Source organism: Vibrio sp. 2130-1, assembly GCF_033339515.1.
The window spans coordinates 55,830-71,611 of record NZ_JAWOUT010000009.1 but is presented as its reverse complement, the minus strand read 5'-3'; the positions used below and the strand labels follow the sequence as shown (position 1 = coordinate 71,611).

Sequence of the window (15,782 nt, the reverse complement as noted above, 5' to 3'; positions counted from 1 at the left end):
GAAACTTAATTAGCGTTAATGGTGGTAGCTTGAGATCAAAGCTTAGCATTGCTCGGTTAGATTGGAGTGTTAGTCGCGATGAATTTTGGCGTAAATAACGGTGTTACTCAGCTCTCCCGATGTAGTCAGACGTTCGTTTCTGAGCTCTCCTTCGAACTCATAACCACAGCGCTCGGCTACAGCCCGGCTCTTTTGGTTGGTGCTATCAGCATGAATTGCGATTCTCTTGGCGCCCAAGTCATCAAACGCATAGCGCTCAACTTCGAGCACAGCCTCGGCAACATAACCATTGCCAACGGCAGCATTATCTAACCAATAACCTATCTCAAAGGATGGTACGTCGGGATCTCGAATCATCAAGCCGACCGCACCCAGTAAGCGATCGCTTTCCTTTTCAATGATGTAGTAACGCAGCTCTTCTTCGAAGTTTTCAAAGTTTGCGATGGCTTTCTCTGTCCCTTCTATCATCGCTTCTAATGTCAGCACATGAGGCACCCACGGCAGATAGACTTCGAGAGTTTTTTGGCTGCGAACGACAGCTTGATGCGCCTCTTCGGCTCGTTCTAAACAAGCAGGGATGAGTTTGAGACGTTTCGTTTCCATGCCGACTCTCCTATGGGTGAAAAATGAACGGAAAATCATTTAAACAGATGTACTTAGAATGATCTAGTCAACGCCGTCATATTATTCACTTGGTTTGCCAGAGAGAAACTGAGAGAATCGAACCGTTATCAAACCAACTAGGTTCATTATGAAACTTTTAGTAAGAAACTTGGCTCGTCACATGACCGAGCAAGATATCCGCAAATTATTCTCAGCGTACGGCAAAGTAGAACTGTGTTCGCTAGTGCTTGATCAAGACACGGGTTTGTCGAAAGGCTTCGGTTTTGTCATCATGCCGGACGAAGCAGAAGCCATTTCTGCTCTTGAAGCACTGAATTTGACGAACGTAGAAAAAAGCAAAATTCGCGTGAAAGTCGCGCAAGACTAACACAGAGAAAAGCCAGCGTTATTGCTGGCTTTTTTGTCTTTCTATTTAGAGACCAAATTGGCAACATTCTAGAATGTCTTCTCTTTTCGTTTTAGCGAGATTGATCATCAATTCTCTCTTCAAGTTGTTTCATTAAATCCTTTAACTGTAGAGAATCGAAATTGTCTGAATTCGGCACTTGGTAAGCGTCGTTGACTGTGTAGAGCATCAAGCTTTTGCTAGAGAAGAACTCTTTCTGTATTTGGACTTTGACAATGTCATCAAGAGGTAGACGGAAGTAAACCGTTGAGCCCTGGCGGTACTTCAAGGTGTTGGTGCTTGCATCGATATCTAGCGTTTTAGGATTGAACGCGCGGCGCGTGAAGTACGTTGAGAGCAGTTTCAATCCTATTATTGTGAGTGCTACGAGTCCAAACTCGACGATCTTGTCTGCTAGGTAGGAAAAATAGAACAGCGACAACAATACAGTTCCTAGCAAGAAAGGGTTGTTCTTGGGCAGATTTTGTGAAGTTTCATGGATGATCATCCGACATATCCCTCGACTTTATTCAGAAGCGACGAACGTGAGTTGGTAGACACAAACCTTTCGTTCTTTGCCTTGCATGCGCAATGTTTTGTCACCGATGTAAGGGATATTTAGTTTTTGGATCACCGATTTAGAACGCTGATTGTCCACCAAATGCATCACGGTTATTCCGTTTAACTCAAAGTGCATTCGAGCAAATTCGAGTAAGGCTTTGGAGGCCTCGAATGCATAGCCTTTCCCCCAATGTGGCACGCCAACCCAGTAGCCTAATGTACCATAGCCCTCTTCGATACGCGGTAAACTCACTGCACCAAGTAACTCCCCAGTGTTTCGCAAGGTAATAGCGTACGCCACGCCTTGATGCTGCTGATACATCGGATCGTGCCTATCTATCCATGCTTGCGCCATCGGTCGCTCATAAGGATGAGGGATGTTTGCTGTCATGTCGGCAATTCGCTTATCTCCAGCGAGTAAAGCCACTTGTTGGCAGTCATCGATATTGAATGGCCGGAGGACGAGTCTTTCGGTAGTGAGAATCGGTTGTATCGTCATGCATTTCTTCCTTGATGAGACGGCTATAGCTGCGAGCAACTGGTTTGCGGGGTAAATCGAGATAACAAGGCGTCTCGAAAGCTCGATCTAGCCACGCGTGTAGTTGTCATGCGCCTTACTAAATAATAAGCCCGAACAATTGCTTATGTGTAATGTGTCGTATTATTACACACATAAGCACGTTTGCTCATATTGATGGTACAAAAGTTGAGGTCTGACCAATGTCTCAGTTTTTTGATACTTTCGTTCAATTTTTTGAAGATAGGGCACAAAAAATTAAAGGAGCTTTTTAATTGTGGAATTATTTTGAACAAAATATGTCAATTGTCAGTAGGACGAAAAAGTAGGGAGAAGAGAAATGCCGGATATATATTGCGCAGCTTGTAGAAAATCAACGCAACATAAAGTGATTATGAAGCGTTGCGAGCCTCAGTCTGTTGAGTCGTTAACAGGCAAAATGGTGAGTTTTACACAGCTGATGGCGAAATTTGTATCAGGTGAACATTATTACGAGATGGAGCCTCAATACTACTGCCGTTGTTGTAATCATCGTGCAATTGGAGAGGTTGTTCCACATCCTACACGGCATACATCGGCCGCACTCTAATTCTGAGTGATAGCCATGATTAATGGCTAAATAGGGCAGTGTTGCCCGAACGACATATCTATACAGGCGTGTCATGCGCTTTCAAATTTGCGACTCCGCGGGAGCCGCTAGGTTGCTTTTTCTCTTCATATCACGGTTACTAAGTGAGCGGCAATAATCATAGCTCTTTCCCTCCTTCGTTGTTTTCTGGTTATTCTCTGCTGAATTTCACATGCTGTGCATTTGATGGTTTGCAATTTTTTGAGCAACGATTAATGTGATGCTTTCTAAGTGGTTACAAGGAAGTGGGTTAATGAGTTATCAATTGGACCGGATTGATTTACATATTTTGAGAGTGCTTCATTCGAGAGGCAGAATTCCAGTTGTAGAACTAGCAAAGCTGATTAACTTAACGACTTCTCCATGTTCTGATCGTGTAAAGCGACTAGAAAAAGAAGGGTATATCAATGGTTACCATGCAGAGTTGAATGCGGAAAAGTTGGGGCTGGATGTGCAAGTATTCATCCATATTCGTTTAGACCAAACCAGTTTTTCTATTTTTGAAAAGTTTGCGAAAGCGGTGGAATTGATGCCTGAAATTGAAGAGTGCTACTCGCTCTCTGGAGATTTCGATACCATGATAAAAGTTCGTGTTAAGAGCATGAAAGCGTATCAGGAGTTTATGTCGAGCAAGTTAGGCACGCTTCCGGGCGTGATTCAAACTCGTAGTGAAGTGGTCATAGAAGAACATAAAACGGGATTTGGTGTTAATCCCGAGCTCCTTGGTTAGGCGAGGCATGTGTTGAGCCTCCTTATTTAGCGTGGCTTGGTATATTACTTTTTCACGATTAAAAAAGGAGCCGAAGCTCCTTTTTTAATAAATCGGTGAGCGATTATGCCCCGATAAAGGTGCTGATGACGCCAATTAAACCACCAAAAACACCGCCCCAAACGACTAGCCAGCCAAGGTGTTGTTTAATCATCTTTTGCACCATTTCTTTAACTAATGCCGGTGTTAATTCGCTTAAACGTTGATCGATGATACCTTCAATGTTCTGCTTTATCTCATCCATCATTGCAGGAGATTCGAATTGCTCTTTCAGTGCTTCTTTGATGTTATCGCTCTTGCTCAACTCAATGATGGATTCTTGCATCTTTTCGACGAAAGGTTGGCGCATGGGTTGTAGCGCTTCCGAGCCGCCAAACATCGCTAGCATGCCACCAAACTGAGAGCCTTCAATTACTTCCACTAGGGAATCAAATGCTGGATTTAAATCTACTTTCTCAATTACTGGTTGAAGATCGATGTTCACACCGCCCGCCATTTCTTTATTCAAGAATCGGTCAATGTTCGCTTCAGTAAAAAACTGTTCCATCATCAGGTTTTTGATAGCCAGTTTAAACTCTTCAAATCGCGCGGGGATCACGCCAGAACCGTATAATCCAGGCACTTTCTCAAACAGCATATGGATGGCAAGCCAGTTGGTGATGGCGCCTGAGAACGCAAACAGCCCTGCATACCAAAGATAGTCGTTTTGTAATTGATGACCTCCAGCCATCAAAGCGATAGCGAGGACATTCGTTAGCAAACTTTTGTTCATAGTGACCAGTTATATATGAATATCGGAAAGAATAAGTGGGCCTGATTCTATACCTAAGTCACATTAAGATGCTAGGTTTTGCCGTGATGAGTAGTCTTGTAGCGAAGGGAAAAAAATGAATGCTCGGAAAAACAAAACCCGACAATCATTGTCGGGCCACTGCTTTTTCTTAGAAAAACTAAGATTCTATTTTTAATTTTAGATGCGGTAGATCTTACAACAAAGTTGGCATTTCCATCTTTCTGAGTAGCCGAATAGCTTGTCAGCCCAACTTGGTTTGAGTTGTACTATCTGCATTGAACCACATTTACACATAAGCTAATTACCTTATTGTTAATATAATAACTAAGCCATCTATTGAGTATAGCTGTTTCTCAAAAAGTGAAATGACAAATGAAGACGGCTCAATACTCTGTATTGTGTTCATTGCAATGGATACGCAACGAGGCGGTATATTAGCAGAAAAAGTGTGAGCTTTATCATGGAGAGTGTTTCATATATGAGAAACCACAATGGCTATATGAGCATCTAGCCATGGATTAAAATAAAAAACGGCGCTTAAAGCGCCGTTTTTATTGAGCTTATCACTCGTTAAGAAGCGTGTTGATTGTCTAGTTCTTCAGCGATAAATCCGCCAGTTTGATGCGCCCAAAGCTGGGCGTAAATGCCGTTATTCGCAATGAGTTCTTGATGAGAACCTTGTTCAACGATGCTGCCTTTATCTAGCACGATGAGGCGATCCATTTGTGCGATGGTCGATAATCGGTGAGCGATAGCAATAACCGTTTTCCCTTGCATTAATTCATTCAAGCTTTCCTGAATCGCCGCTTCGACTTCTGAATCCAGAGCCGATGTTGCTTCATCCAATACCAGCAATGGTGCGTCTTTGAGTAGCACACGAGATATTGCGATACGCTGACGTTGGCCGCCAGACAGTTTCACACCACGTTCACCAACTTGCGCATCGTATCCGACATTACCAAATGGGTCGGTCAGAGTTTCGATAAACTCATGGGCATGCGCTTGCTTAGTGGCTTTCAGCAAATCTTCTTCTGTCGCATCTGGATTGCCATACAAAATATTGTCTCGAATTGAACGGTGTAGCAGAGAAGTATCTTGGGTCACCATACCGATCTTTGAACGCAAAGAGTCTTGTGTGACTTCTGAGATGTTCTGTCCATCGATCTTAATGCTGCCGTCTTCGACATCGTGGAAACGAAGTAACAAGTTCACCAGAGTTGATTTTCCGGCGCCGGAGCGCCCAACCAAGCCGACTTTCTCTCCTGGTTTGATGTTGAGATCGAGATGGCTAATTACGCCTTTGTTCTCACCGTAATGGAAGCTGACGTTATCAAAGTGAATGCCTCCTTCAGTGACAACCAAGTCTTTTGCACCTGGTTTATCTTTAATATCAATAGGCTTAGAGAGCGTTTTCATTCCATCGACAACGGTTCCCATGTTTTCAAAGAGGGCGCCAACTTCCCACATTATCCACATCGACATACCGTTTACGCGCAATGCAAGACTAACAGCAATCGCAATCGCGCCAACGCTAATGGCACTATCCAACCACAGGTAAATCGATAAAGCAGCAACGGAAAACACCAAAATATAGTTTGAGATCTCTACAGCGACGTCGAAGCCGGTCACTAGGCGCATTTGACGATAGACCGTATTCAAAAATCCTTTCATGCCTTGCTCGGCATATTGGGTTTCGCGCTGGCTATGAGAAAACAGTTTGACGGTTTGAATATTGGTATAACTGTCGACGATGCGCCCTGTCATTGTCGAACGTGCATCGGCCTGCGCTGAAGCGACGTCTTTGAGCTTAGGGACAAAATAGATTTGGATAGCGATGTAAGCGAGTAACCAGACGATCATTGGGATCATCAAACGCCAGTCTGCCGTCGCTAACATAATGATCATGCTGGTGAAGTAAACCGTAACGTAAACAAACACATCCATAGCTTTCATTACGGTTTCGCGCACAGCTAATGAGGTTTGCATGACTTTCGTTGCGACTCGACCTGCAAAATCATCTTGATAGAAGTTCAAGCTTTGATTGAGCAAATACCGGTGTGCAAGCCAGCGGATAGACATTGGGTAGTTGCCCAATAACGTTTGATGAACGAGCAACGAGTACAAGATCACCAATATAGGCATGACAACCAGCAATAAGGCTCCGTAGAAAATCAAATCCGATTTGTTGTCTTGTAAGAACGTTTCTGGATTGCTGGTAGACAACCAATCAACCAATTGTCCCATCGCGCCAAACAACATTACCTCAACAACAGCCACAATTGTGGCCATCAAAGACATGATGATCAAAGGCTTTTCATAACCACGAGTGTAATAACGCAGAAAAGCGAACATCCCTGAAGGAGGCTGATCCGGTGTAGATTTGGGGAACGGCTCTGTAAAGCCTTCAAATCGTTTAAACATAACTCATCCTAAAGTTAAAACAGTGCCATTTGGGGTGGCTAAATCCATCGATTCACGCTGCTTTGGACGAAACCGCGTGTATGAGAGTTTTTTGCCTGCTCCTCGATAAAGCAGACCGATTGACGAGAGGGGCGAAAAAATAGTCTAACCGATTGTGTCTTAAATGTAACTAGTTGGTTATGAGTGTGATTGTCTATGGTTCTGATTCTTATGATGAATTCTTATCATGTTCATCGTGGTGCCATAAAAGCTTAAACCTGCAAAGTGACAATAAAATTTAAGGAAAAATGAACTTAATGCAGCAAAAATTACTTTTGTGCAATTAAATTAATTGTCAAAACAGCAAAACTGAAGTTAACAATAAATTTACAATCTCCTCATTCTAGTGATAAGGGATGTATTGGATGCTATTACACGAATCAGTGACCCAATTTGCTAATGGGAAAGAAGAAAGCACGCAAAGTGCTCAGCGCCAAACCGCAAACTGCGTAGTGATGGTGCCACCGAAAGAGTTTCGTTTTAATGAAGAAACCGCACAAGATAATGAGTTCCAACATAAAGTGTCACTCAGCCAAGAAGAAGTCTCACGTCGAGTAATGGCCGAGTTCGCGAGTATGGTTGCAACGCTGCGTCAAGAGGGCGTTCAAGTTGTTGAGTTTGATTATCCAACTTCAGATGTTGCGACGCCAGACGCGGTATTTCCAAACAATTGGTTTAGCACTACGCCAGATGGCACGTTGTACACCTTTCCAATGGCCTGTGAAAACCGTCAAAAAGAAGTACGTCCCGATGCGCTTGTGGCAGCACTAGCGCAAGCTGGGCGAGAAGTTCATCGACGCAGCAGTCTAACTGAATATCTTGATGAGCAAGCGTATTTAGAAAGCACGGGTGTGATGGTGTTTGACCACCTAAATAAAACGGTCTACGCCGCACTCTCACAACGTTGTGATCGTCTGGTTTTAGAAGATTACGCCGATCGTATTGGCTATGAACGAGTGATTTCTTTCCAAACTCGTTTGCCGTCTGGTGCGCCGATTTATCACACCAATGTGATGATGGCGGTTGGCGAACAGTTTTGCGTGATTTGTGACGAAGTGATCCCAGAATTTGAGCGTCGTTTTGTAATGAAGTCACTCGCCAAAGACAAGCAAGTCATCTCAATTTCGCTTGAGCAGATGAACCAGTTCTGCGGTAACATTCTGCAACTGGAAACGATCAACGGCGATAAGGTGATTGCGATGTCGCAATCGGCGTACGATGCATTTTCACCAGCACAAAGAAACCAATTGGCAACGCACGGTAAATTGCTGCCATTCGACGTTTCTACCATAGAATCTATTGGTGGTGGTTCGGTTCGTTGCATGTTGGGTGAAGTGTTCTTACCGAATCGTAAAGCTGTGCTTTAATAAACTGCACATTTCTTTTCAGCCGCAGTGAAAGGCTGATGAAGCGTTCTCTTCAAGGGTTTTTAGCCGTTAGCTCTGTGGCAGTACAGACTAACGGCTTTTTTGCGCTTTTTAGTTTTCTGACGATTTGCGTAGGCGACGCTTGGTTTAAGCGCCTAAAATAGGATGGTTCACCTAGCAGATTGTGATAAAGTCCGCGCCTGCGTTTTACCGCATCTTCATTGTTTTTATTGCTTCTTCAACCAAAAGTACAAGGTTTCGCTAATGCCATTTTCTACTCTCTCATTGAGTTCTGAGCTGATTCACGCACTGCCAAAAGACTTCAAGAAACCGACCGATATTCAAGCGTTGGCCATTCCTGAGCTGTTGGCTGGTCAAGATCTATTGGCTTTGGCAAATACAGGCAGCGGCAAAACCCTTGCTTATGGTTTGCCTTTGTTGGAAAAGCTGGGTGTCAATCCAGAGCAAAAGGCGCTGATTCTTGTGCCAACGCGTGAGCTGGCAATGCAAGTGAGTGAAGCAGTTAACCAAGTTGGTCAAGTTATTGGCATTAAAACAGTGTGCTTGTGTGGCGGCGTTGATAAAGAGCAACAACAGCAGGCGCTAGCGACAAATCCTCATATCCTTGTCGCGACGACAGGTCGTTTGGTTGACCTAGCAAACAATGGCCTGGATTTGAGCAATGTTCATTATCTAGTATTGGATGAAGCGGATCGTTTGTTGGATATGGGCTTTTGGCCTGACGTGCAAAATATTGCGGGGCTGATTTCAAACCAGCGCCAAACCGCAATGTTCTCCGCAACGTTTTCAGATGAGTTGAAGGGTAAAGCGAAGCTGCTTATGCAGGCACCAAAGCAAGTTGCAGCGCATCAAGAAAACAGCACCAACCAAGATATTGCTGAAACGCTGTACCTCGTTAACAAAGGCAGTAAAACCAAGGCATTGATTGAACTGATTCAAAAAAACGCGTGGACTCAGGCATTAGTCTTTATTGGTGCGAAAGAGAACGCCGATGGCTTAGCGAAGAAGCTGAATAAAGCGGGCATCTCAACCAATGCGCTGCATGGCAATAAGAGTCAAGATGAGCGAGAAGAAGCTCTGGCGCAGTTTAAATCTGGGCAAATTCAGGTGTTGATTGCCACCGATCTACTAGCGCGCGGCATTCACATTGAGCAATTGCCTGTAGTGATCAACTTTGAACTGCCAATGCATGCAGAAACTTACGTTCACCGAGTAGGGCGTACCGCTCGCGCTGGCGAGCAAGGTGTGGCGGTGTCATTGGTTTGTCATGGTGAAATGGACGCACTAAGCGCGATTCGTCACCTGACTCAACGTGCATTACCAGTGCAAGATCTGGCAGGTTTTCCAGTAACGGATAAGCCATCAACTGGCGAGAGCAAACGCGCGCCACGCGATAAAAAAGCCAACCGCCGAACTAATGCTAAGAAGAGCATTAAGCAGTTCCAAGGTAAGTCGAAACGCCCAGCCCCGAGTGCGAAGTAAACCAAAAAAACACGCTCTGACGGCATAGTCGGTTCAGAGCGTGGCTTAAATTTTACTTTGGGGTGTTAACCCACAGTTGGGCCAACCAAGCGCATTTCCCAATCTTCAACTTCGCCAGTTTCTAGGCGGCGCTCGACCAACTTGCCCCAAGACTCGACTAACGGCAGCTCAGACAGCTGAGTGAGTTCTTTTCTATCTAAACAGCCAGTGAAAACCGCGCCCATGATGCGAGCCAGTGGCCATTCTGGATAAGGTCTTTCGCACAGAATAATCTCGTCGCCTGCACCGATATCGCCTTCTTCCAACACTCGGAAATACCAGCCTGTTCGAAGCGTATCTTGCAGTCTTCTCGCCATATCGTGTTGGTCAAAGCGTACGTTAAGTTTCCAACAAGGCATGCGACCTTGCGACACTTCCAGTAGTGTTGAGCCGATGCGAATTTTATCTTTCAAGCAAATCGTGGATTCGGTGACGCCTTCGGAGCTGATGTTTTCGCCAAAGCCGCCGGCGGATTGGAAAATGGTTCTTTCGCCTAATTCTTGTTGCCAGATTGGGTAGTGCTCGCTTGGGTAAATATGAAGCGCTTTTTGAATGCCACCATGAAAGCGCGGATCACCTTGCTCATCACTGATAAAACCGAGCTCTGTTGCATGCTGGCGCTCAGGCAGCACTTGTTTGTTGATTGCGCTTTGCGCACCATGAGCATAAGGGACGGTTTTCCCTGCTAGCACAGCTTTTACGACGCCGATTTTCTTCATGTAACCTCCTTATTATTTGAATGAGAGATAAAGTGTTTACCTTCATTCGCGATGCGGAGCATGATAGCCTAGTAAACTTGTGTCGGTGTAGGGGTGAAAAGACAACTAACAATGCTAACTCGCCAAATTGATTCGAAGTCAGGCGTCGTCACCTCCAATGAGATGATGGCTGCGAATTCCCATTCTCCTGTTTTAGTGAAAACCATCGACATGCCAAAAGGTTACATTGATGCGCTGCATCAACACACTTGGCATCAAATCATCTTTCCTATCAAAGGGTTATTGCAAACACAAACGGAGCATTATCAGCATTTGGTTCCGCACACCTCTGCGTTATTTGTTCCTGCGGGTGTTCAACACGAGTCGATTGCTCTAAGCAACACGATATTTGTTGGTATTTACCTCAACCCTGAGTTTGGCGCAACGTACGAGCCACAAGTGAGAACCATTGCTTTAACGTCGTTTTTAAATGAGCTTTTACAAGAGATCCGCAGACAGTGTGAAGGTGAGACAAGCCACGAAGAAGTGCTGCATTTGCTGGCGGTGCTGCATGATCAAATTTTGAAACGCAACGTGCAGACATTTCAGTTATTGCTGCCACAAGACAGACGACTAAAACTGATTTTCGAGCAGTTGACCGACGAGCCCGCGTTGAGCTGTTCGCTAAAAGAGTGGGGGGAGAAAATTGGGGCGTCTGAGCGTACTTTATCACGGCTGTTCGCCAAGGAATTCAACACTTCATTTCTACTTTGGCGGCAACAAATTCGGCTAATTTACTCGCTTTCTTTGTTAGATGAATCGTTGCCAATCCAAGCCATTGCAGACCTAGTGGGTTATCAAAACGACTCATCCTACATCAAAGCATTTAAAGCCTATTTTGATATGACGCCACAACAGTTTAGAGTGAACGGCGCATCGCGCAGGTAGAAATACAGAGCTTCGACTTCACTTAATGCTTTTGAGTAGAAGTCGCGAAACTTCCTTTTTGAATTTCAATTACATGGTATGAATAACAATGGCACCAACGATAAATACTCGAGTGAATCAATTCTGTTTTGGTCAACCCCAAACGTCGCTGTCGTTGGAAAAAGAGCCCCTCAAACCGCTTGCTCAGGGCAAGGTTCGGGTGCGACTGGAAGCCACCAATATTAACCCAAGTGACTTGCTTTCCATTCATGGTGTTGGGCAATACCGCCGCGTTCACGTACCACCTCGCGTGCCGGGATTTGAAGCGGTTGGGCGTGTGGTGGAAGTCAGTGCAGTCGGTCAAACTGACCTTCAAGTTGGGCAAAAAGTGTTGGTGGCGATGAGTGGTACTTGGCAATACTACATAGATGCTTCGCCTGAGAATCTTTTTCCGCTACCTGAGAGTTTGGAGAACGGCTATGCCTGCCAGTTGTACATCAACGCGCTAACCGCGTGGGTTATCACCACTAAAGTGGCGAAGTTGAACAAAGGCGATGTGGTGATCATCAATGCAGCAGGGTCAGCGATCGGTAAGATATTTGCCCAGCTCGCCTATTCACTGGGTTTTGCACTGATTGCTGTGACCTCAAAGCCAGACGAGTATCCGTACGATACCATTCCAGTGTTGGACGCGAAGAAAGACTTACAAGCGCAGCTGCAAACGCTCCAACTGCCACAACCAACGGTCGCTCTGGACGCGATAGGTGGTGAGGCTGGCACGGATCTCATTCGTACCTTGAAAGAAAACGGCCAATACATTAACTACGGAACATTGTCGTTAACGCCTTATACGCCTGGGTTTTTTGAATCGATGGAGGCCAACAACATCGACTTTAGTACATTCTTTTTGCGGTATTGGGAAGAATCGGTAGGTAAAGGTGGGAGAAAGACGGTGTTCGCTGAAATGTTAGAGCACTTTATTAGCAGCGACATAAAGTTAAACGTTGCATATGATCTGCCGTTAGAGGACTTTCAAACAGCGATTGAAATGGTTGAGCGACGCTCGTCAGCAGTGTCAGGTAAAATCATTTTGACGCTGTGAATTACAGTGAGCCTGTTGAGAAAAGGGAGGATAAAATCCTCCCTTTTTTATGGGTTTATTTGTAATGATAGGGCTATTTTAGATGGAAGATTTGCTCTGTTTCGAGCGATGTCATCGCACGTACTTGACGCCAAATGTAATAAAAAATACCGAACATCATCAACATACTTGGGATGGCAATCATTGGGTAACTGTACAGCGTCATTTTTCCTAACTCTTCGTTAAAGGCAGCAGTACCAGAAGGGCTAGTCACAATCCAAGTCGCAAGGAAGTAGTTCATTGCAGATGAGAACGCGAAAGTACTTGCAAACAGGTAGTTAGAAGACATAAGACAACGTTCGAACGCATCGGTTTTACCATTTTCTTTTAAACGTTGGTTAATCAACGCGAGATTCAACACTGTGTCATTCAGTACTAACTTCTGCATCAGCGGGTAGCGGGTAAACGTTGAACCCAAAACCGCTAAACCGATCAGGCCAGGAATCAGGGCTTCTTTTAGTGCTAACCAGCGTGTATCAAGCTCTAACAAGCCGATGCCACCAGTTAGTAGAACACTGATAAAGCCCAGAGCAGAAATAAAGTTAAATTTCTTGTTACGGACAAGGTCCATACCGCCATAAATGATAGGAAATAGCAAAGCGACAACCAGCGCCATTGCTGTCCCTAGATGCTCATCGCCACTAAACTTCATCAAAATGAAGGAAGGGATAAATACGTTGAAAAGGATTTCAAATAAGGGATTCGGCTTTTTCGCCGTCGTGTTACTCATAATGTTTTACTGACTCTACTCTATGTCGGCTGTTATTGTACTTTGACAAGAAGTGTTCATCTAGTCGCGCTTGATGTAAAGCGTTAAAGCGTCGAGTTGTGTAACGACTTATGAAATAGACCGGAGCATAGCCAGTTAGTTTACATGGTTGACTACTTTTTGTGTCTTAATGACTCTCCTTCTGTGCGATGATCTGATTACGCGCTCTGAATAATCGAGTCGCCACTGTGTTGTGGTTGAGCCTCAAGGCTTGGGCAATTTCATCATGATTCAACCCAGCCACTAAGCTCAAGAGCAACGGCTCTCGGTATTTGGGTTCGAGAATCATCATTTGTTTTTGAAGCCAATCTTGGGCCATGTCGTAGTCACTGCCAGGGTAGGTTTTTGTCTGTATTGCACACTCATCAATGTCGACAAAATCGTACTGTTTTCTATCAAAGCGCCGAGCATTCTCACGACGCAAAATAGTAATGAGCCAAGACTTCGCGGCATTGGGATCATTTAAATTATCAAAGAATCGCCACGCTTTCAGGAAGGTTTCTTGCGCTAAATCTTGAGCAAGGTGGTGATCTTTGCATAACCAATACGCGAGACGGTAGATCTCTTGGTATCGCTCTTTCGTCAGTGCTTCGTAACGTTTACGTTTTTCCATAGCATTAAGATAAAAAGTTTGGAGAGCACGTTGTGTCTGCCAGATGAACGACAACCCTTTTATCGCTTTTACAGTGATAAAAAGGGTTGTTCGATTAGGAAGATAAATTCGAAGAGTTAACCTTCGAAATATCGAAGGGTGGCTCTGATTACTTTCTTACACGCTTAAAATGGTTGGTTGGAAAAACGTGAGTACTGGATGGCATCTGCGACTTCCTGAGCTTTAGACTCTGAAGTCATAAGGTGAAGTAGCTTAAGAGCAGCTTGATAGCTAACTAGGCTACCGTTCGAAGTGATAACGCCATCATCAATGACAAAATTCTGGTCGACTTGTACTTTGACTGCTGGGTAATCTCTTTGAAAGCCGTTTTCACCTCCGGCCCAAGTTGTTGCTTTTTTGCCGTTTAAAAGGCCAGCTTCGGCTAACAAATACGCGCCAGAGCAATTACTTGCCATCCAATCTGCCGCCTTTGAGGTAGTTTTAATAAAGTGAATGAGATCTTTATTTTCGATTAGTGCATCCATGTCATAGCTGGATGTTAAAACCAGTACGTCGAGTTCCGGCAGATCACCAATCCAAGCATCCACACCAATTTTTAATCCTTCTTCAGTGGTGATGGTTTTCTGATCGGAGACGGAAATGGTGAGCACGTCATAATCGCTAAACCAAGTGAGACGACTTGCGACGCCAAAAACCTCTAAAGGCGCAGTAACATCAGAGGTCAGTACGCCATCGTAAACTAGAATACCAATTCGTTTATCTTCGGCATGTGCTGTTTGAAGCACCCCAAAGAATAGGACTAGTGTTGCTATCAATAGTTGTAGTGCATTCTTCAATCCGCTTTTACCCATGGTTTTTTCCTCGCTAACAGAGCATCAAGTTATTGAGGTTCATTATATTTAGGCTAATTAGTGATTGAAGAGCCACTTGGTCTTTACTAAAGTGAATAAAATTCATGAATAGAGTTCATTGGTTATATGGATAAGATACGGTCCCTACGATTTTTTATTGCCACTTTAGATGGCGGTAGTTTTGCTGCGGCTGCCAAAGTGTATGGCACTGACCCTTCGACCGTGAGCAAAGCCATACATCGTCTCGAAAGCGATTTGGGTATACAGCTTTTTCAACGTTCTACGCGACAGAGCCGCCTGACAGAAGCTGGTCGTCGGTACGCAAATACTGCTAGGTTTGTACTGGAAGAGCTGGCGGCATGTGAGGATTCATTAAAAAGTCACAATGATGCACTTTCAGGGCAGCTTAAGATTAATGTGCCTGTCTCGTACGGTCGCCTCTATATTCGTCCTTTGTTAAAAGAGTTTTGCCGCCGCTACCCTAACATCACTATCGATATTCATTACGATGACGCCTACGTTGATATTATTGAGCAAGGTATTGATGTGTCGATTCGCTCTGGTGTCGCTCACGATAGTCAATTGATTGTGCGTCAGCTCAGCCCTATCGATTTTATCATTTGTGCCAGTCAGGATTACTTAGCGCGCCATGGTGTTCCGAGTAGCCCGGATGTATTCAATGACCATTCTTGGGTTCGTTTTCGTTTTAAACAAACGGGGAAACTGTTGCCGATTCGGATGCCAGAACCAGACGGTGCGAGTGAATATGACCCCGAAAGAAACTATATTGTAAATGACGGTGAATCCATGGCAGAGCTTTGCGCAGAAGGCTTAGGATTAACTCAGATTCCTCATTTTATCGCGAGAGACTGGCTTAAAGCGGGGCGTTTAGTGCCGATATTTCCGAGCATGCGCCAAGCAGGAAATGGCGTGTATCTTCTCTATGCCAACCGGGAATATGTGCCTGCACGAGTTAGGGTGTTCATCGATTTTATCACTCAAGCAATACAGGATATGGATGAAACGCCATTCCATACTTGGGCTGAAACGTTGCCGATTTATCGACCGAACCAAGGTGATTGAAAACTTCATGTGAGTCTTTGGTTAAAAACCCCTAAGCTATATGGTGCTTTTATT

At 44.6% G+C, this 15,782-nt stretch carries 17 protein-coding genes; 8 read left to right on the top strand and 9 right to left on the bottom strand.

Annotation, left to right across the window (positions count from 1 at the left end):
- Positions 1-69 precede the first annotated feature (69 nt).
- Positions 70-603 carry a GNAT family N-acetyltransferase gene (locus R7Q09_RS14930; RefSeq protein WP_167415803.1) on the bottom strand — a complete coding sequence of 178 codons (534 nt, stop codon included), beginning with the start codon at positions 601-603 and terminating at the stop codon, positions 70-72.
- 148 nt (positions 604-751) lie between these two features.
- On the opposite strand from R7Q09_RS14930, the gene R7Q09_RS14925 reads away from it, so the two are divergent.
- Complete coding sequence (locus R7Q09_RS14925) at positions 752-991, top strand: RNA recognition motif domain-containing protein (RefSeq protein ID WP_005374587.1); 240 nt, start codon at positions 752-754, stop codon at positions 989-991.
- A 91-nt stretch (positions 992-1,082) separates the two neighbouring features.
- Here R7Q09_RS14925 and R7Q09_RS14920 read toward each other — a convergent pair whose 3' ends face one another.
- Both R7Q09_RS14920 and R7Q09_RS14915 read right to left on the bottom strand, forming a co-directional pair.
- Positions 1,083-1,517, bottom strand: a complete 435-nt coding sequence (locus R7Q09_RS14920; protein WP_017820067.1) for a hypothetical protein — start codon at positions 1,515-1,517, stop codon at positions 1,083-1,085.
- 18 nt (positions 1,518-1,535) lie between these two features.
- Positions 1,536-2,069 (bottom strand): GNAT family N-acetyltransferase, encoded by a 534-nt coding sequence (locus R7Q09_RS14915; protein WP_085569453.1) that lies wholly within the window; start codon positions 2,067-2,069, stop codon positions 1,536-1,538.
- Positions 2,070-2,427: 358 nt separating this feature from the next.
- Here R7Q09_RS14915 and R7Q09_RS14910 point away from each other — a divergent pair, with 358 nt between their 5' ends.
- Both R7Q09_RS14910 and R7Q09_RS14905 read left to right on the top strand, forming a co-directional pair.
- On the top strand, positions 2,428-2,676 hold the full coding sequence (locus tag R7Q09_RS14910) for a hypothetical protein (RefSeq protein ID WP_130545664.1): 249 nt from the start codon (positions 2,428-2,430) through the stop codon (positions 2,674-2,676).
- A gap of 292 nt (positions 2,677-2,968) precedes the next feature.
- Positions 2,969-3,445 carry an Lrp/AsnC family transcriptional regulator gene (locus R7Q09_RS14905; protein WP_005374595.1) on the top strand — a complete coding sequence of 159 codons (477 nt, stop codon included), beginning with the start codon at positions 2,969-2,971 and terminating at the stop codon, positions 3,443-3,445.
- A 103-nt stretch (positions 3,446-3,548) separates the two neighbouring features.
- Here R7Q09_RS14905 and R7Q09_RS14900 read toward each other — a convergent pair whose 3' ends face one another.
- Both R7Q09_RS14900 and R7Q09_RS14895 read right to left on the bottom strand, forming a co-directional pair.
- Complete coding sequence (locus R7Q09_RS14900) at positions 3,549-4,256, bottom strand: DUF445 domain-containing protein (RefSeq protein WP_005383549.1); 708 nt, start codon at positions 4,254-4,256, stop codon at positions 3,549-3,551.
- A 591-nt stretch (positions 4,257-4,847) separates the two neighbouring features.
- Positions 4,848-6,698 (bottom strand): ABC transporter ATP-binding protein, encoded by a 1,851-nt coding sequence (locus R7Q09_RS14895; protein WP_005374597.1) that lies wholly within the window; start codon positions 6,696-6,698, stop codon positions 4,848-4,850.
- Positions 6,699-7,102: 404 nt separating this feature from the next.
- On the opposite strand from R7Q09_RS14895, the gene R7Q09_RS14890 reads away from it, so the two are divergent.
- Both R7Q09_RS14890 and R7Q09_RS14885 read left to right on the top strand, forming a co-directional pair.
- Complete coding sequence (locus tag R7Q09_RS14890; protein WP_005383547.1) at positions 7,103-8,104, top strand: arginine deiminase-related protein; 1,002 nt, start codon at positions 7,103-7,105, stop codon at positions 8,102-8,104.
- A gap of 264 nt (positions 8,105-8,368) precedes the next feature.
- Positions 8,369-9,607: a DEAD/DEAH box helicase gene (locus tag R7Q09_RS14885; RefSeq protein ID WP_318070945.1), complete on the top strand. Its 1,239-nt coding sequence runs from the start codon at positions 8,369-8,371 to the stop codon at positions 9,605-9,607.
- Positions 9,608-9,672: 65 nt separating this feature from the next.
- Here the strand turns inward: R7Q09_RS14885 and R7Q09_RS14880 are convergent, their stop codons facing one another.
- Positions 9,673-10,365 (bottom strand): MOSC domain-containing protein, encoded by a 693-nt coding sequence (locus tag R7Q09_RS14880; protein ID WP_005374601.1) that lies wholly within the window; start codon positions 10,363-10,365, stop codon positions 9,673-9,675.
- A 111-nt stretch (positions 10,366-10,476) separates the two neighbouring features.
- Here R7Q09_RS14880 and R7Q09_RS14875 point away from each other — a divergent pair, with 111 nt between their 5' ends.
- Together R7Q09_RS14875 and R7Q09_RS14870 are read left to right on the top strand one after the other, a co-directional pair.
- Positions 10,477-11,292, top strand: coding sequence for an AraC family transcriptional regulator (locus tag R7Q09_RS14875; protein WP_258474592.1), 816 nt, complete (start codon positions 10,477-10,479; stop codon positions 11,290-11,292).
- Positions 11,293-11,380: 88 nt separating this feature from the next.
- Complete coding sequence (locus R7Q09_RS14870) at positions 11,381-12,373, top strand: zinc-dependent alcohol dehydrogenase family protein (RefSeq protein WP_318070944.1); 993 nt, start codon at positions 11,381-11,383, stop codon at positions 12,371-12,373.
- Between the two features lie 73 nt (positions 12,374-12,446).
- On the opposite strand, the gene R7Q09_RS14865 is transcribed toward R7Q09_RS14870, so the two are convergent.
- The 3 genes from R7Q09_RS14865 to R7Q09_RS14855 all read right to left on the bottom strand — a co-directional run bounded on the left by R7Q09_RS14865 (position 12,447) and on the right by R7Q09_RS14855 (position 14,645).
- Positions 12,447-13,142: a VC0807 family protein gene (locus R7Q09_RS14865; RefSeq protein WP_005383527.1), complete on the bottom strand. Its 696-nt coding sequence runs from the start codon at positions 13,140-13,142 to the stop codon at positions 12,447-12,449.
- Positions 13,143-13,308: 166 nt separating this feature from the next.
- Positions 13,309-13,839 carry a sigma-70 family RNA polymerase sigma factor gene (locus R7Q09_RS14860; RefSeq protein ID WP_318070976.1) on the bottom strand — a complete coding sequence of 177 codons (531 nt, stop codon included), beginning with the start codon at positions 13,837-13,839 and terminating at the stop codon, positions 13,309-13,311.
- A 119-nt stretch (positions 13,840-13,958) separates the two neighbouring features.
- Positions 13,959-14,645 (bottom strand): DJ-1/PfpI family protein, encoded by a 687-nt coding sequence (locus R7Q09_RS14855; RefSeq protein ID WP_318070943.1) that lies wholly within the window; start codon positions 14,643-14,645, stop codon positions 13,959-13,961.
- Between the two features lie 126 nt (positions 14,646-14,771).
- On the opposite strand from R7Q09_RS14855, the gene R7Q09_RS14850 reads away from it, so the two are divergent.
- Positions 14,772-15,728 (top strand): LysR family transcriptional regulator, encoded by a 957-nt coding sequence (locus R7Q09_RS14850; protein WP_065275550.1) that lies wholly within the window; start codon positions 14,772-14,774, stop codon positions 15,726-15,728.
- Positions 15,729-15,782 lie beyond the last annotated feature (54 nt).